Here is a 16,246-nt window from a genome sequence, read left to right as displayed (position 1 = left end):
CCGCAACCCGCTCAGCCGTCGCTGCCCTCGAACTCCCCGGCGATCGCCTGCATCTCCTTCCGGAGCACGGCGATCGCCGGGGAGTTCGTCATCGACCGCCGCCACACGACGTGGATCGACCGCGCGATCGACGGGTCGTCGAGCGGCACAGCCGTGACGTCGGCCGGCAGATGCGGACGGCCGAGCCGGGGCACGAGCGCGAGCGCCCCCACCGACCTGCTGAACTCGACCTGCGTGTCGTACTCGACCGCCCAGTACTCGACGCGCGGCTCCGAGGCGAGATCTTCGAACAGGGCGACGAGCCACCGGTGGCACACCGCACCCCGTGGGGCGGAGACGAAGACCTCGCCGACGAGATCGGAGCGGGTCACCTCGGCGCGATCGGCCAGGTGATGGTCCCGGTGCATGACGATGTCGGCCCGGTCGACGGCGATGACCTCCGAGGTCAGCGTCGAGGGCAGGCGGAGGACCGAGCTGTTCCAGTCGAAGATGAGGGCCGCGTCGATCCGGCCGGCCGAGACCATCTCGACGAGTTCGTCAGGGTCGGATTCGACGTTCGTCACCGTGAGTTCGGGCGCCGCGGCACGCAGCCGGGGCAGGGCCGGGACGAGGAGCCCGCGGATGCCGGTGGAGAACCCGCCGACGGTGATGCGCCCGCGCGGATCGCCCGAGCGCGCCCTGGCCTCGGACTCGATGCCCTCGAGGTCGTGGAGGATCTGCGCCCCGCGGCTGCTGAGCTCCCGCCCCATCGGGGTGAGCGAGATGCCGCGGCCGGTGCGCTCGGTGACCGGGGCGCCGAGGTAGCGCGAGAGCTTCTGCAGCTGATGGCTCACCGCCGCAGGGGTGTACCCCAGTGAGTCGGCGGTGGCCGTGACGGAGCCGAGCGCGTCGAGGGCGACGAGGGTGCGCAGGGCAACGATGTCGATCATCAAATTACTGTAACGAGTCCGGATAAGAACTTTCAATGGAAATTTGATCTGCGGCCTGGAATCCTGAAGTCATGCGCCCCGTCCATCAGCTGCTCGCCCTCCTCGTCGTCGTCCTCTGGGGCGTCAACTTCCTCTTCATCGACTTCGGACTCCGCGACTGGCCGCCGCTGCTTCTCGTCGCGGCGCGGTTCACCTTCGTCGTCATCCCGGCGATCCTCTTCGTCAAGTATCCGCGCGGCAGGTTCGGACGCATCCTCCTCATCGGCGTCTTCATGTCCGCCGGACAGTTCAGCCTCCTCTACACCTCGCTCTTCCTCGGCATGCCCGTGGGCCTGTCCTCGATCGTCCTCCAGATCCAGGCCGTCTTCACCGTCGTCGTCGCCGCCCTCGCCCTGCGCGAAGTCCCGAGCCGCCGCCAGATCCTCGGCGTGCTCATCGGCCTGTCGGGACTCGCCGTCATCGCGCTCAGCCTCGAGGCCTCGACGCCGGTCGTCGCGTTCGTCGTCTGCCTCGCCGCGGCGCTGTCCTGGGGCATCGGCAACGTCATCGCCCGCGGGGTGGGCCCCAGCGTCAACGGACTGCAGATGACGGTGTGGTCGGGCCTCGTCGTTCCCCTGCCGATGTTCGGCCTCTCCCTGCTCATCGACGGCCCCGCCGAGGTGGTCCACGCACTTACGCACCCCACCTGGAACGTCGTCGCGTCGGTCGTCTACACCGCAGGCGTCGCCTCGCTCATCGGCTACGTCATCTGGAACTCGCTGCTCGCGCGCTTCCCGGCCTCACAGGTCGCGCCCTTCACGCTCCTCGTCCCGCCCGTCGGCGTGGGCGCCTCATGTCTCGTCCTCGGCGATCGGCCGACGGTCCCCGAGCTCATCGGCGGTGCCCTCCTCATCCTCGGCGTGGCCGTGACGACAGGGGTGTTCACGACCCTTCTGCGCGGTCTTCGCCGAGGTGGGAGACGGCGTCACCGCACGATCGTCGAGTGCGATGAGCCCGCGCCCGTCGGGGCGGCCGGCGTCCGGGAGGGGTGACCTAACCGGAGAGCGTCCCGACCCCGGAGACGACGATCGCCGAGGTGGATCATCCACCTCGGCGATCTGCGCTCGCTTCCGGACCTCAGCCCGCGTCGACCGCACCGGGACCTCAGCCCGCAGGCACGCTCACTTGCGGGACAGGTAGGGCTCCCAGTTGCCGGTGAGGAGGTACTCGACCTTCTGCGACACGGACACGGCGTGGTCGCCGAAGCGCTCGTAGTAGCGCGAGAGCAGCGTGACGTCGGCGATGTGGCGCGGGGCGAGTGCCTCGGCGGGGGCGTCGGCGAGCTTCGCGAACACGGAGAGGTGGAGTTCGTCGAGCTCCTCGTCGATCGCGTTGATCGTCGGGACGACGGACAGGCCCGGGTTGTTCAGGAGGTTCTCGGTCGCCTCGGCGATCTTCTCCGCCGAGTCGCCCATCCGCAGGAACGTCGAGGAGAAGTGCTCGGGGATCGCGGATTCGGGGTAGCGGATGCGCACCTGCTGGGCGATGTGGCGGGCGAGGTCGCCCATGCGCTCGAGCGAGGCGCTCATCCGCAGGGCGCCGATGACTGCGCGCAGGTCGGCGGCGACAGGGGCCTGCAGGGCGAGGATCTCCGCGGCCTGCTGGTCGAGCGTGTGCTGCATGGCGTCGATGTTCGCATCGGCCTCGATGACGCGTTCGGCCAGATCGAGGTCGTTGTTCTGCAGGGCCTGGTTGGCCAGGCGGATGGAGTCGAGGACCTTGGTGGACATGTCGACCAGCTGCGTGGCCAGTTCGTCGAGCTCGTTCCTGAAGACTTCGCGCATTGAGTGTGTTTCCTTAATCTCGTGCGAGGTGAGAGTGCATGGCGCACTGCGTGGCGATCGGCCGTGCCTGCCGGTCTGTGCGGACGCGGCGGCTGCCCCGGGTTCGGGCAGGCACACTGACCTCAGCTTTCCACCGCCGCGTGAACGACACTTGTCGGTTCGGTGAATTCCTCGCCAAAACGCCTGCGGACGGGTGAATCCGGTGCGACCGGCATGCAGACTGCGCCTAAGCTTGGTCACGTGGATCTCTTGATTGTAGCGGTCCTGACCGGCATCGTCGGCCTGGGACTCGGCATAGCGGGCATACTCGCGTTCCGTTTCAGCGAACGCTCCCGCGATGCTGCCGACCTGCATTCCGAGGACGATCTGCCCGAGGGCATCGCCGAGGTGCTCGCCGTCCTTCCGTCCGCGGCCATCGTCCTCGATGCCGGCGACGACGTCGTCAAGGCCTCCCCGGCCGCCTACACCTTCGGTCTCGTCCGCGGCCATTCGCTGTCCTCGGCGGAGATGCTCGCAGTCGTCGAACGGGTGCGCGCCCGCGGGCTCATCGAGGAGATCGACCTCGAACAGAAGCGCGAGACCTCCGAGTCCGTGCTCCGCTACCTCCACGCCCGCGTGGCCCCGCTGGGCACCGCGTTCATCCTCGTCCTCTGCGACGACCAGACCGAGTCCAAGCGCGTCGACGCGGTCCGCCGGGACTTCGTCGCCAACGTCTCGCACGAGCTCAAGACTCCGATCGGTGCGATGGCCCTCCTCGCCGAGGCGGTCACCGACTTCTCCGACGATCCGCAGGCCGTCGAACGCTTCGGCGGCCGCATGCAGCGGGAGTCGAAGCGGCTGACCCAGCTCGTCCAGGAGATCATCGACCTCTCCCGGGTCCAGGACCATGCCGCCCCGTCGGCGACCGAGAAGATCTCCGCCGCCGAGGTGGTCGAGGACGCCGCCGACCGCGCTCACACCCGTGCGGAGGCGAAGCGGATCCACATCGAGATCGCCCCGCCTTCGTCTCTGCTCGTCGAAGGCAACTACGAACTGCTCGTCAATGCGGTGCGCAACCTCATCGACAACGCCATCAACTACTCTCCCGACGGCACCCGTGTGGGCGTCGGGGTCGAACTCGTCGACGAACGCGTGGAGATCTCGGTGACCGACCAGGGCATCGGCCTCTCCCGGCAGGACACGGAGAGGGTGTTCGAACGCTTCTACCGTGTCGATCCGGCCCGGTCGCGGATCACCGGCGGGACGGGTCTGGGGCTGAGCATCGTCAAGCACATCGTCGCCACCCACGGCGGTGAGGTGCGGGTGTGGAGTCAGCTCGGGAAGGGCTCGACGTTCACGATCGTCCTTCCCCTGGCCGGCACGGAGACCCTCGCCGAGGCGACCTCCTCGGCGCCTGCCGGGGTCCTCCTCGAGCACTCGGCGCAGCTCGGTCAGGAGGACGAGCTCGGACACGAGGACGAGGAGCGCTCGGACGGCGACGCAGCCGCAGCGAACTCAGCCGCTCCGGACGAGAGGGTCGACGGAGACCCGGCGGCCGCCTCGGCGAATGACAATGCCGGAGGTCCCGAGGAGAATGGGACCGCCCAGGTTTTGCCCACTGGAAGCGAACAAAGGAAGCTCACGACGTGACTCGAATTCTGCTTGTTGAGGACGAGGATTCGTTCTCGGATCCGCTGTCGTACCTGCTCGGCAAGGAGGGGTACGAGGTGACTGTGGCCGACGACGGACTCAAGGCGCTTGCGGAGTTCGATCGCAACGGCGCGGACCTGGTGCTCCTCGACCTCATGCTGCCGGGTGCCTCGGGCACCGAGGTGTGCCGGGAGCTGCGCGCAAAGTCGAACGTGCCGATCATCATGCTCACGGCCAAGGATTCGGAGATCGACAAGGTCGTGGGGCTCGAGCTCGGTGCCGACGACTATGTGACGAAGCCGTACTCCTCGCGGGAGCTGCTCGCCCGGGTGCGGGCGGTGCTGCGCCGCAACGTCGAGGCCGAGAGCTACGACGAGTCGATCCTCGAGGCCGGCGGGGTCCGCATCGACGTCGAACGCCACGTCGTCTCAGTCCGCGGTGAGGAACTGTCGATGCCGCTCAAGGAGTTCGAGCTCCTCGAGATCCTCGTGCGCAATTCGGGACGTGTGATGACCCGTGGTCAGCTCATCGACCGGATCTGGGGTGAGGACTACGTGGGGGACACGAAGACCCTCGACGTCCACGTCAAGCGCCTGCGCGCGAAGGTCGAGCAGAACCCCTCGGAGCCGCAGTTGCTCACGACGGTCCGCGGGCTCGGGTACAAGTTCGAGGCCTGAGGGCCGGGGCCCGCTGAGGGTCCAGGCCGTCGGGGCCTGAGGGCCGCGGCCGTTGAGGCCCCAGTGCCGCATCGTCCGGGAACGAACGAACACAGACGACGAAGGAGCCGCTCGATGTGAGCGGCTCCTTCGTCGTCTGCGATGTCGGTGCGGGTCAGCCGTTCGCCGAGGCGGTCGCCGATTCGGTGCTCGTCGAGCCCTCGGCAGGCGAGGTTTCCTCACCGGTAGAGCCGGTGGCATCCTCGGTGGGCACAGCCGACGGCGACTCGGTCGGGACGTACTCCTCGTAGTAGGGGAGTGAGTCGGAGAGGACCTGGGCCTGGATCGTCTTCTCCTGGCCGCCGGTGGAGACGGTGATGTCGATGAGGTCGCCGGGCTTCGCGTCGATGCTGTCGAGGACGATCGGATCGGTCGTCGACGAGGCGGGGCTCTGCGGATCCTGGACGAAGGTCTTGCCGGCGGCGACCGACTCGGTGAAGGTCTCACCGGAGACGGCGAGGGAGACGCTTGCCGAGGAGTCGCCCTTGTTGATGAGCGTGAAGAGCAGCTGGGCCGGGCCCGTGCCGCTCTCGTCCATGATGAGCATGAGACCGCGCACCTCGATCTCGCCGACCGTTCCCCACGCACCGTCGCCGCCGTTGTACTGGTAGTCAGCGGTCTGCTGAGGCGACAGCAGGCTGGCGCATCCGCTGACGGGGATGACGAGCGCGAGTGCGGCAACTGCGAGAGCTGCGCGGGTGTGCCGTTTCATTGTGCTCCTTGAAGTGGCAATACAAGATCCGTCTGTATACTACCCGGTTTTTGACCTTCTGTAGAACCGGATGTGTGAAGTCTGAGAGCCCAGCGCATGCGTTCGGGGGAGCCGGAGCCCGGGCCAGGGAGTGTGGGCAAAAAGGCTGAGCCTAGCACGGGGAATCCGCTGCCTGGGCGATTTCTGTGGCGCGCCTCATGGTAAACTGGGATTCCGCGAAAGGGGTTTGAAGAGAATATGAGTTTCCAGGTCGGCGACACTGTTGTCTATCCACATCACGGTGCAGCGACAATCCAAGAAATCAGGCAACGAACCATCAAGGGTGAGGAGAAACTGTATCTCAAGCTCCAGGTCGCGCACGGCGATCTCGTGATCGAGGTCCCCGCTGAGAACTGCGATCTCGTGGGTGTTCGCGACGTCGTCGGCGAAGAGGGAGTCGAGAAGGTCTTCAACGTCCTTCGCGCGGAATTCGTCGAAGAACCCACCAACTGGTCCCGCCGCTACAAGGCGAACCTCGAGAAGCTCCAGTCCGGTGATGTCATCAAGGTCGCCGAGGTCGTCCGTGACCTCTGGCGCCGTGAGCAGGACCGCGGACTGTCGACCGGTGAGAAGCGCATGCTCTCGAAGGCCCGCCAGATCCTCGTCTCGGAGCTCGCGCTCGCTGAGAAGAAAGAGGAGTCCGAAGCCGAAGCTCTCCTCGACGAAGTGCTCGCGTCCTGAGCACCTGCGTCATCGTCCCGGCCGCAGGGTCGGGAACGCGCTTGGGTCATCCCGAGCCGAAGGCTTTCGTCTCCGTGGACGGGCGTACGCTGCTCGCCCACAGTCTTGAGGCCATCATCTCCTCGGGAGTCGCCACCACCATCGTGGTTGCGGCTCCCGAGGAGTTTCTGCTTCTCGCCCGGGCAGAGATCGCCGAGGTGGTGCGGCGGCTGTCAGTCAACGCGCAATCCCAGGAAATCGCGCAGTCCCGCGATGTCGAGATCATCGCCGTGGTCGGCGGTGCCGATCGCGTCGCGTCCGTCGACGCCGGGCTCGCGGCGGCCGGGGAGCATGACGTCGTCCTCGTCCACGACGCCGCCCGGGCGCTCACCCCGCCCGATGTCTTCTGTCGTGTCGTTGCCGCGGTGTCCTCCGGCGCCGAGGCGGTCGTGCCCGTCCTGCCCATGATCGACACCGTCCGGTGGGCCGAGACGGTGCGTCCGACGGACGTCAGCGCACCGGCCGAAACCGACGGCAGCCTCGGCGTGGGAACCAGCGACGACCACGACAGCCGAACCGATTGCGAGGTCCTTCGCGGCGACCTCGACCGGGCGAGTCTGCGCCGTGTCCAGACTCCGCAGGGATTCGCCTTGGCGATCCTCCGCCGAGCCCACGAGGCCTACCGTGAGGAAGTCCGCACCCGGGGTGAGGGAGCCCGGGAAGCGACGGACGATGCGGGACTCGTCGAGCGCCTCGGCGTCGATGTCGTCGCCGTCGATGGTGATGAGGAAGCGCTGAAGATCACCTACCCGCTCGACCTCGTCCTCGCCGAGCACATCGCCCGCGAACGCAGCCGCACGCAGTCTCAGTGACGACACGTCGCCTGACGCTTCGTGCCGGGTGACACGCGCGCGCCGACTCACACTGCACCCCAGCTGACACCGCCCCTTGGGCGTCGGACACGCACTACCCTGGAAGCAGACGACTGCATGTGGAGGTGTGAGGCGATGACCATTCCGCGGACGGGGATCGGTGTCGATGTCCATGCGTTCTCGGCCGAGCCGGGGCGCGAGCTCTGGGTGGCGGGGCTTCTGTGGCCCGGCGAGCAGGGCCTCGAGGGGCATTCGGATTCCGATGTGGCGGCGCACGCGTGCTGCGATGCGCTGTTCTCTGCGGCCGGGATCGGCGACCTCGGCGCGCATTTCGGGGTCGACCGGCCCGAGTTCGCGGGGGCATCGGGGGTGAGTCTCCTCGCCGAGGCGGCCCGCCTCGTTCGGGAGTCCGGGTTCGCGATCGGCAATGTCTCCGTGCAGGTCATCGGGAATCGGCCGAAGATCGGAAAGCGGCGTGACGAGGCGCAGGAGGCGCTGTCGGAGGCGATCGGCGCCGAGGTGTCGGTGTCGGGGACGACGACCGATGGGCTCGGTCTCACCGGCCGCGGTGAGGGTGTCGCGGCGATCGCGAATGCCCTGGTGTACAGGCCATGAGAGTGCTCTTCCAAGGGGCGGGGGCGATCGGCATCGCCGGTGCCGCGCTCTTCGGAGGACGTCACGAGGTGGCGGTGGTGTCGAGGTCGCGTCGGAACGGTGCCTCAGCGGCGTTTCCGCAACGGGTCAGTGTGCTCGAGGCTCCGGTTTTTAGGGGCGCAGAGGAGACAAACGCCTCGACAGTCGCTGAGACAAGGCGGGTGACGGTCACCGACTGGGCAGGGATCGAGGCGGCCGGAGGATTCCGGCTGCATTCTGACACTGCTTCGAATGAGGCCAAGGGCAGCGCTGACGTCGCTCGTGGTTCGGCGGTCGGTCGAGGAGTGACGATCGCGCAGGCCAGGCGGTACGCGCAGCGCGGCACTCGCCGGAGCGCGCGTGATCGTCGAGTGCAGGACTCGTGGGATCTCGTCGTCCTCACGACACGGCCGGGCGACCTCGATGAGGAGGTGGCTGCGGCGATCAGAGCCGTCGCGCCGAGGTGGGTGGCGATCACGAGTCAGGTCGACGGTGACCTCGACGTCGCGCGGTCGCTGTTTCCCGGCACCGAGGTGGTCGTCTTCGGTCCGGCGTTCCTCTCCGAACGAGTCGACGCTTCGCCGGCCACTCCGGCCGGGCGTGAGGTGCGGTATTGGTCACCGTTCGGTGCGCCGACGTTCCTCGTGGCCGGACCGAAGCATGCGGTGCGGAGGCTTTCACCCGAGCTCGGGTCGCTTGTGGTGCCCGTGCCCATGAAAGCGCTGTTGGTCTCGCCTGCGGTGTTCATGCCCTTCGTCGCCGAACTCAGTGTGCGCGGCGGGGACTGGGAGGCGCTGCTCGACCATCTGGATCTGCCGAGCGCTGCTGCCTCCGAGGCGATCGAAGCCGCGGCCGGTATTCGAGTGCCGATCGTGCCGGAGGCTGCTCGCGCCGTGCTCGAAGTTATCGAGCGGATCTCGCCGATCTCTCTCCCCGAATACGCGGGTCGGCATTTCGCCCGGCACGAAGGTCAGACCCTCGACATGCTCGACGGCTGGATCGCGCGAGCACGGGACCGTGCAGCACTGAGTGAACTCGCGGGCGAGATGAGGTCGCGGGTTGGTGAGAGCTGACGCCGCGGATGGCGTCCGGTGGAGCCGCGTCAAGCCTCCGCAGAGTCGACGATCTCTCGCAGCGCCGCAAGATGCGCCTCATACGCTGAGCGTCCGGCTGGAGTGAGCGAGAGCCATTGGCGGGCCCGCCCGAGACGGACAACGGACTCCTCGTCGACATAACTCGCCTCATGAAGTTGGGTCAGATGTTTGCTCAGCGCCGACTTCGAGATGTCGAGCCGTGACTGGATCTCACTGAACTCGATCCCGGCGGCTTTCGACAGCATGGCGCAGATGCGCAGTCGGATCGGCGCGTGGATGAGAGGGTTGAACGAGGCCTCAGGCAACGTGCCGACCTGTGCCCTTCGGCCAGAGCTTCTCGGCGACGTCCAAGACCGCCGGGAGCAGGCAGACGCCGCCGATGATGAATAGCCAAATCGCTGACACGCGAACACCTGCGTCTCGCGCCGCGATGACCCAGACGATGCCGATCAATGTTGCGAAAATGGCGCCGATCACGATGGTGCCGACGACCTTCCACTCGATCTTCACGTGTCGGTAGCCGCGAGGAAACCAGATGTAGCGCATCAACAGGGCAATGATCACCAGCGACACGAGGCCGAACGTGCTCATGATGACGATCGACGCTGTTGTCGGTTCAGGGTCGGTCATCAGGAATCCGGCTGACGCGAAGCACAGAGCCGCAGAAGCGAGATTGAGCCACAGAGGGAGGCGCGGGTTCTGAGTCTTCTTCATCTCGCTGTCCGCGGTCTGAAGCGCACGCTGCGCGTCGACGGCATCCGGCGAGGTTCCATCGGTTCGTGTTTCCATATCGGAAACTCTACCCCAGAGTTTCCGATATGGAAACACTAAGATTACGGCCCCTGCACCGCGCGGAGGGCACGGGGCAGGGGCCGGGAGGACCACCTCGGCGATCACACCTCGGCGACGATGCCCTTCGCCTTGTTGCGGCGGGTCACGGCGATGCCGATGAGGTAGAGGGCGACCGAGAAGATCAGGGTGCCGATGATCTGGGAGCGGACGGATTCGACGGTGAGGCCGAGGATGATGATCGCCGCGATCCCGGCCAGGGTGAGGTAGGTCAGCCACGGGAACAGCCACATCTTCAGCGGCAGTTCTGTGCCGGCGGCCTCGGCGCGGCGGCGGAGGATGAGCTGGGAGACCAGGGTGACGACCCAGGTGACGATGAGCGTCGAGCCGACGATCTGGAGGAGGACGCCGAGCACCTCGGCAGCCCAGAAGTAGTTCAGGGCCACGGCGATGAAACCGAACACCGAGGTCGCGAGCACCGCGGCGACGGGGACGCCGCGCCGGTTCGTTCGGCCGAGTCCCGACGGCAGCATCGACCGGCGCGACATCGAGAAGGCCATGCGGGAGGCGCCGTAGATGTTCGCGTTCATCGAGGACAACAGCGCGATGACGATGACGGCGGCGAGGAGCGATGCGATGACCGGCAGGCCCGCGGTGTCGAGGACGGCGACGAACGGCGATTCGGCCAGGCGCGGGTCGGTCCAGTCGAGGACGAGGACGATGATCGCGACCGAGCCGATGTAGAGGAAGAGGATGCGCCACACGATCGTCTTGATGGCCTTGGACACGGACCGGCTCGGGTCGGAGGTCTCGGCGGCGGCGACGGCGACGATCTCGATCCCGCCGAAGGCGAAGGCGACGATGAGGAGGCCGGCGGCGACGCCGGAGATGCCGGTGGGCATGAAGCCGTCGGTGAAGATCTCTGCGGGCGGGTCGGCCGGTGTCCAGCCGAGGAGGTAGGCGACGCCGAGGATGACGAAGAGGGCGACGAAGGCGACCTTGATGAGGGAGAACCAGAACTCGAACTCGCCGAAGCTGCCGGAGGTTGTGAGGTTGATCGCGGTGAAGACGATCATGATGATGAGCGCGAGCACCCACTGCGGGATGGACGGAATGTAGGCGGCGGCAATCTGTGCGGCCGCGGTGGCCTCGGCGGCGACGACGAGGCACAGCTGGACCCACCACAGGGCACCGACGGCGAAAGCTGCGGCAGGTCCCATCGCCTTGCCGGCGTAGTGGGAGAACGCGCCCGGGTTGGGGTCGGCGGCGACGAGTTCGCCGAGCGCGCGCATGACGAAGATGACGATGAGGCCGGCGACGACGTAGGAGACGAGCACAGCAGGCCCGGCCGCTTGGATTCCTGCGCCCGAGCCGACGAAGAGTCCGGCGCCGATCGCGGAGCCGAGGCTCATCATGACGAGGTGGCGAGGCTTCATTCCCGCTTTGAGGCCGGAGCCGTCGGGAGTTGACTGAGGGCTGGCGTGGGCGGAGTCGGCGGTCACTGGCGACTGCGATGAATGTGTTTCAGGCACCAGAGCAGTCTAACGCTCATGGGGTGACCCGAGTCTCATGGGGTGGAGTGTGCAGGGGCCGCGTGTGACGTGCAGGTGCGGTCGCTTCGAGTTCTGCGGTGTGGTGGGTGCAGTGTGTTGGGTCGGTCAGTCGTCCTGGAGGTAGACGAGTCCGTTGCCGTCGGGGTCGGTGAACGAGAACATCGGCGGCACGCCCGGCCACCGCAGCACCTCGTCGTTGTGGATCGTCACGCCGGCGGCCGAGATCCGTTCGTGGGCCTCCTCGGCGTCCGAGGTCTCGAGCCGGATGGCGACGGGGATCTCGCTGCCCTCCGGGATGAGGACGATCGCGACATCAGACCCGGGTGGAGCCACCTCGACGATGCGGCTGCCGGGCATTGGCTCGCCGTCGTAGCTGACCGAGCATCCGAGGACCTCGGTGTAGAAGCGGGTTGCCTCGTCGAGGTCGCTGACGGGGACGGAGACACTGAGGATTTTCGTCGTCTTGGCCATAGGTTCAGTGTGGGGGAGCGAGCGGCGGGTGTACAGGGGGAAACGAGTGCGAACCCAGTCTCCGTTCGTGGCAGTGCCCTGGCCGTTGACACAAGCGCGTAATTTCGAGTTTGCAGGGGAGAACGACAATCGCTGATTTTGTCGAGGGAGCACGAATATCTTCTCCCCGCAAGCGTAGGGACCACAACAATCCCGACCTAGGCGCAGGCGTGGTGAATGGATCATACCCACGTGTGCGGGGAAAATGCTCGCTAGTCAGTACCAATGGCATGTCTGCTTGCGTTGGCGAATGCTATCCACGTCGTCGGTTTCGTGAAGCCATGCTCCACCCTTGTTGAAGACCGCCCTTATCCGAATCCGCAAGCTTCACGCCCTTTCTGCGGAGTTCGGCTTGCTGAGGATCCGGCCGAGTAATCAGCCGGAGCCCATCGAAGTCACTGACCTTCCACGTGTCCCCGTGAGTAAGGAACTCGAGCCCCTGCTCATTATTGGCAGACCAGACGATGGTCGCACGTCCGGTTCCGACTCCATCGACGACCCGTTGCCAAACTCGCTCTCGAACGCGCTTTGACAGCTTGCCGACGAAAGTCCCCGGTGATATTTCCAACAGCCAACGTGTGAGCTCCCCTCGCAGGCCTGGTGGACACGCCGCAACCACGACGACGACCATCAGGGTTCCTTTTCAAAGTTGGTTCCGCCGGCGTGGAGTCCGTTCGGATCCCAGAGCTGAACGACATTGTCGTCGAAGCCCAACGAATTCAAAGCGTCTTCAGCCTCTGCGGGTTCGAACAGCAGTCTCGTCACGTCATCGACGATCTTGTCGATAGCTCGGAACCGGTGGACGGTGTCCCGCACCCGAAAACGAACCGAGGATCCGATGTCTGGAGGTGCTTCGGCAGCGACATCGAAGGCAATCGGAATCGTCAGTTCAGCTTTGTACAGATCTGCGATGTCATAGACAAAAGCACGTTCGTGTCCGTGATGGACGAATCCCAATCCGGGAGAAGCGCCAAGCGCTGCCACGACAGCATGGGTGATTCCATAGAGGCAAACGTGCGAAGCACTCAGGGCTCTATTGATGTCATCCGAGGCATCGAAGTCGTCGAAGTCGAACTCTCTCCTGTTCCATGGAACGCCGGTGCGCGCAGCCTCGTCCCGATAGATCCGCCGTATTCTCGCACCTTCGCGACCTCGCAGCTGCTGCATTGAAAGAGTTGACACATCTTCGTCAGGAAAGCGCTGAGCATACATCGCCCGCGCGACAGCAACTCGAGATCGAACATTGGACACCAACTCCGCCTGCCTCACCAAGTATCGTGTGCTCGAAGCTAGAGACCGTCCGTGCGCGTAATAGCGAATGCCTTGTTCACCGACCCAAATTGCGGAAACCCCGCATTCGCCGAGCAAGCTCATACCCTGATGCGTGATCCGAGTGCCAGGCCCGACCATGATGCATGCGAGGCCGGCTCCAGGAGCATACGTAGTTCCCTCTTCCGTTCGAATGGTCAAGGCGTTTCGATCTCTGGCGATCGTTGCCTTCTCGACGTAGAGAAACGAGAGACGATCTCGGATACGAGTCAGCTCATAACGCTCCAATGGAACCGAACCCTGCATGGCAGTCCCTCCTCAATCGAAGTCGGCTTCACGGGCGATCTGTGGGGCTGGCGGCACCAGAGTGAGCAGACCGCACCCATAGGCTTTGGCCGGACCGATTCCGCCGACCAGCGCACTTCTGAGCAACCCGGGATCTGTCACGCGAAGTGCACCATCGAATCGCACCTTCCGAATCGTCACACTTCGATCCTTCTTACGGAACTTCATCAACTGCCGTTCTTCCACACGGAAGCTCACCGGTTCTGACTCAACTGGTCCTTCCGGATTGGTGTCCTCGCTGACACCGACGTCGAAAGCGACACCGAGCTTCTCCGCTCGTTCCGAAAGCCAACGTTCCTGTTGGGCCACCGTGACATGGGCGAACCTTTTGCCCCGCAGTCCTTCGCCTTGTCTTACGCTGTGGACGGGGTTGGCTGTCAACCGGAACTCCCACTGCTGTCCCTCTGTCAGGCCATCCAACAAAGGCGCATAGTCCGCGACTCCCCAACTGGGTTGAGTAGGCCATCCGGCCTGCTCTTCGATATGGGTGAAATCGGGAGCGCTGTCGCTGACGACATAAAGAACAGGGTTCGGAGTTCCTCTATCGATCCGCCACAGACGCCTTGGCGGAGGTCCTTCCTCTGCAGTCTGCACATTCGATGGGAACGATGCCTCTACGGCCGCATGCATCATCTGCGGTGAACCCAGCAGATGTCTTGCCCCTCGGCGTGCAGCATTGATCTCACATTTGCTGAGAAACATTCGGACCTCCCAAAAATCCCACCGGGTCGTGGGTGCGTGCCGAACCGCCTCCGCGAGATGAAGCACGGTGGTCAACCGGTGAAGTACTGCCAATTGAAACTCCATGCGCCCTATCTGCGCTTTCCGGCTTCTCCGCCACGGGGTTCGGCAACCTGACAAAGTATTCGACCACTGGGCGCGAGCCGAACAACCTCCGATTGGGGTCGAAACTCAGCGGAACGTCCTCATGTACATCCGTAGGATCCTCGTCTGCACTGATATCTCGAACGACCCTGAGACTGACTTGTGGGCTGTGGTTCGACTTCTTCACCAATGGACTTGCCTGCCAAGGAAACGTATCCAGAGCCTCATCCATGGCCTCTGGTCGCACGCCGAGGCTGAGCCGTCCTGCAGGAGGAAACGCGCGCCGACCGAGATAGAGCGGAAACTTCGGAGTCGTGAGCGCACTGTCGATCCCCTCAACCAACGGCTCAGGTCCTTCCACAGCCGCCAGGAATATCGCATCGCTGAGGTAGTACCGATACGACAGTGGTGCCGTCACACCGGGTCGGGTCGCGGTTTGGAAATCACGCATGAGACGTCCTGGCTGTTCGATGCGAACACCCATCCGCAACTGTGCGAGATCCTCGATCGGGTCAGTTCGGCGGCGCCCCATCGCTGCCGCCAACAGACCCACGACGCCGCTTTTCGTCGGTTGCAATTCGGTTGTGCGGCGCGTGAATCTGCCGCGCATCCCCCATGACTGCATGGGACCCGCTAAACGTAGGAGAAGGGTGCTCATTTGTCTTCCCCGGTCGCAGCGTTCTTGATGGCGGAATCAACAGCTGCCTCTGCGGCAGCCTCAATCGAGGTGCGGGGTGTGAGCGCGTCCAGTCGTTCGGAACGAGGCCCGACTCCAGCCGTCCAATAACCGAGCGCCGGTGAATACGTGGCGTCGACGCTGGTGGCGTAGCCGACCAGTTCGTCGATCGCTGTGCGCACAAAGCCATCACTGTGATCGATCGGATCTTCGAAGGCTTCGACGAAGTTGATGGGTCGATCGGTTCGCACCGAGTAGATGACCGCCGCCGGCACGGTCGTGTTGCCGAACGTGTTCATCTTTCCTGTCGGCATCGATAGGACGAATGCGCGGGCAAAGGCGGAGAGTGCTTCGCGCGTGACATCTCCGGAGCCAAGGTTCTTCTCAAGCTGGTCGACGTTGACGGTCGCGTATCGATAGAGCGTAGAGGAATTGAACTCGACCGTCCCGAGCATACCCGCGCCCGCATCGCGGTCTGGATCGTTGACCTTGTAGTCATCGACTGCAGTGTAGAAGTCTGCCTCGCTCTCAACGGCGTGTACGGACAATGCATGCGCTACCTGCGCCGATGCATCGACGCCGAGGTCGGTGAGGTCGGCGATCATCCGTCCGAACAGGGCGATGTCGATCGAGTTGTCGGCTTTGAGGATCGGCGCGTACGTCTTCTTCTCGAATTTCGTCTTCCCATCCCGGTGGTCACTGACTGCCTGTTCCGCGGCCTTGGCGATCTGCTGTGCGCTGAAGAAGACGAGATAGGCAGATTCCGTGCGAGTGTCATTCTCGTCTTCGGAATCCTTTGACTTCTTCTTCGGCTTCTCGAGTTTGATTCCCACAGCACTGAGCACACGCTCGGCAATGGCATCGGCGTCGGCTTTCAGCGTGTCATCGATATTGCCGATCGCCTCTGCGAGCTGTTCGATCACTCGTTGCGTACGGAATCCGAGGTTGTCTTTGTCGAGCAAGGTGTCGAATGCCTTCCGAGTCGCCCGCTTCCAGGCCTGTGAGGACACGCGCGCTCTCCGCACTCCGCCGTACATAGCGGTCTTTGGTGCGCCGGTCTCATCCCGATTGACGTTGCTCGGGGGAACGGACTGGATGACGTGGACGTCGAAGTAGGTGGTCATGATTGCTCCTTGAGTTCGATGGTGCGTTGGTGAGATCGCAGTTCGGAT

General features: G+C 64.8%; 19 protein-coding genes. 7 read left to right on the top strand and 12 right to left on the bottom strand.

The annotated features are described in order from the left end of the window. Positions 1-11: 11 nt before the first annotated feature. Positions 12-929, bottom strand: coding sequence for a LysR family transcriptional regulator (locus AACX88_RS06975; protein ID WP_339392321.1), 918 nt, complete (start codon positions 927-929; stop codon positions 12-14). 71 nt (positions 930-1,000) lie between these two features. Between AACX88_RS06975 and AACX88_RS06970 the strand changes: the two genes are divergently transcribed. Then, positions 1,001-1,960, top strand: a complete 960-nt coding sequence (locus tag AACX88_RS06970; protein ID WP_339392320.1) for an EamA family transporter — start codon at positions 1,001-1,003, stop codon at positions 1,958-1,960. Positions 1,961-2,089: 129 nt separating this feature from the next. Here AACX88_RS06970 and phoU read toward each other — a convergent pair whose 3' ends face one another. Then, entirely contained in the window at positions 2,090-2,752 is a 663-nt protein-coding gene (gene phoU / locus AACX88_RS06965; RefSeq protein ID WP_339392319.1) for a phosphate signaling complex protein PhoU, read from the bottom strand. 240 nt (positions 2,753-2,992) lie between these two features. On the opposite strand from phoU, the gene AACX88_RS06960 reads away from it, so the two are divergent. Both AACX88_RS06960 and AACX88_RS06955 read left to right on the top strand, forming a co-directional pair. Further along, positions 2,993-4,381 carry a sensor histidine kinase gene (locus tag AACX88_RS06960; RefSeq protein ID WP_339392318.1) on the top strand — a complete coding sequence of 463 codons (1,389 nt, stop codon included), beginning with the start codon at positions 2,993-2,995 and terminating at the stop codon, positions 4,379-4,381. Continuing rightward, positions 4,378-5,058, top strand: a complete 681-nt coding sequence (locus tag AACX88_RS06955; RefSeq protein ID WP_339392317.1) for a response regulator — start codon at positions 4,378-4,380, stop codon at positions 5,056-5,058. Before AACX88_RS06960 ends, AACX88_RS06955 begins: the two co-directional genes overlap by 4 nt. Before the next feature lie 154 nt (positions 5,059-5,212). On the opposite strand, the gene AACX88_RS06950 is transcribed toward AACX88_RS06955, so the two are convergent. Continuing rightward, positions 5,213-5,809, bottom strand: a complete 597-nt coding sequence (locus AACX88_RS06950) for a hypothetical protein (RefSeq protein ID WP_339392316.1) — start codon at positions 5,807-5,809, stop codon at positions 5,213-5,215. Positions 5,810-6,046: 237 nt separating this feature from the next. On the opposite strand from AACX88_RS06950, the gene AACX88_RS06945 reads away from it, so the two are divergent. The 4 genes from AACX88_RS06945 to AACX88_RS06930 all read left to right on the top strand — a co-directional run bounded on the left by AACX88_RS06945 (position 6,047) and on the right by AACX88_RS06930 (position 9,086). Further along, complete coding sequence (locus AACX88_RS06945) at positions 6,047-6,529, top strand: CarD family transcriptional regulator (protein WP_137825680.1); 483 nt, start codon at positions 6,047-6,049, stop codon at positions 6,527-6,529. Further along, positions 6,526-7,380, top strand: a complete 855-nt coding sequence (locus AACX88_RS06940) for an IspD/TarI family cytidylyltransferase (protein WP_339392497.1) — start codon at positions 6,526-6,528, stop codon at positions 7,378-7,380. Before AACX88_RS06945 ends, AACX88_RS06940 begins: the two co-directional genes overlap by 4 nt. A 135-nt stretch (positions 7,381-7,515) precedes the next feature. After that, the gene (gene ispF / locus AACX88_RS06935) at positions 7,516-7,995 is read left to right on the top strand and encodes a 2-C-methyl-D-erythritol 2,4-cyclodiphosphate synthase (RefSeq protein ID WP_339392314.1); all 480 of its coding nucleotides are present in this window, start codon (positions 7,516-7,518) and stop codon (positions 7,993-7,995) included. A 200-nt stretch (positions 7,996-8,195) separates the two neighbouring features. After that, entirely contained in the window at positions 8,196-9,086 is an 891-nt protein-coding gene (locus tag AACX88_RS06930; protein WP_339392313.1) for a hypothetical protein, read from the top strand. A 29-nt stretch (positions 9,087-9,115) separates the two neighbouring features. On the opposite strand, the gene AACX88_RS06925 is transcribed toward AACX88_RS06930, so the two are convergent. The 9 genes from AACX88_RS06925 to cas7e form a co-directional block, all read right to left on the bottom strand. Continuing rightward, positions 9,116-9,520 carry a transcriptional regulator gene (locus tag AACX88_RS06925; protein ID WP_339392312.1) on the bottom strand — a complete coding sequence of 135 codons (405 nt, stop codon included), beginning with the start codon at positions 9,518-9,520 and terminating at the stop codon, positions 9,116-9,118. Further along, on the bottom strand, positions 9,405-9,896 hold the full coding sequence (locus AACX88_RS06920; RefSeq protein ID WP_339392311.1) for a hypothetical protein: 492 nt from the start codon (positions 9,894-9,896) through the stop codon (positions 9,405-9,407). The genes AACX88_RS06925 and AACX88_RS06920 overlap by 116 nt, the downstream gene beginning before the upstream one ends. Before the next feature lie 104 nt (positions 9,897-10,000). Further along, a complete protein-coding gene (locus AACX88_RS06915) occupies positions 10,001-11,398 on the bottom strand; it encodes an amino acid permease (RefSeq protein WP_422614418.1) in 1,398 nt (465 codons plus the stop codon). A 156-nt stretch (positions 11,399-11,554) separates the two neighbouring features. Next, positions 11,555-11,920: a VOC family protein gene (locus AACX88_RS06910; protein WP_339392309.1), complete on the bottom strand. Its 366-nt coding sequence runs from the start codon at positions 11,918-11,920 to the stop codon at positions 11,555-11,557. A 292-nt stretch (positions 11,921-12,212) separates the two neighbouring features. Further along, positions 12,213-12,590 carry a type I-E CRISPR-associated endoribonuclease Cas2e gene (gene cas2e / locus AACX88_RS06905; RefSeq protein WP_339392308.1) on the bottom strand — a complete coding sequence of 126 codons (378 nt, stop codon included), beginning with the start codon at positions 12,588-12,590 and terminating at the stop codon, positions 12,213-12,215. After that, positions 12,590-13,534 (bottom strand): type I-E CRISPR-associated endonuclease Cas1e, encoded by a 945-nt coding sequence (cas1e, locus tag AACX88_RS06900; protein ID WP_339392307.1) that lies wholly within the window; start codon positions 13,532-13,534, stop codon positions 12,590-12,592. The genes cas2e and cas1e overlap by 1 nt, the downstream gene beginning before the upstream one ends. Before the next feature lie 12 nt (positions 13,535-13,546). Continuing rightward, positions 13,547-14,275: a type I-E CRISPR-associated protein Cas6/Cse3/CasE gene (cas6e, locus tag AACX88_RS06895; protein ID WP_339392306.1), complete on the bottom strand. Its 729-nt coding sequence runs from the start codon at positions 14,273-14,275 to the stop codon at positions 13,547-13,549. Then, positions 14,256-15,056, bottom strand: a complete 801-nt coding sequence (cas5e, locus tag AACX88_RS06890) for a type I-E CRISPR-associated protein Cas5/CasD (RefSeq protein WP_339392305.1) — start codon at positions 15,054-15,056, stop codon at positions 14,256-14,258. Before cas5e ends, cas6e begins: the two co-directional genes overlap by 20 nt. Further along, complete coding sequence (gene cas7e, locus AACX88_RS06885) at positions 15,053-16,198, bottom strand: type I-E CRISPR-associated protein Cas7/Cse4/CasC (RefSeq protein ID WP_339392304.1); 1,146 nt, start codon at positions 16,196-16,198, stop codon at positions 15,053-15,055. The genes cas5e and cas7e overlap by 4 nt, the downstream gene beginning before the upstream one ends. Between the last annotated feature and the right edge of the window lie 48 nt (positions 16,199-16,246).

It is taken from the genome of Brevibacterium metallidurans (assembly GCF_037101285.1).
Taxonomy (GTDB): Bacteria; Actinomycetota; Actinomycetes; order Actinomycetales; family Brevibacteriaceae; genus Brevibacterium; species Brevibacterium metallidurans.
Note: the sequence above shows the minus strand (reverse complement) of the source record. Positions and strands in the feature narration are given on the sequence as shown.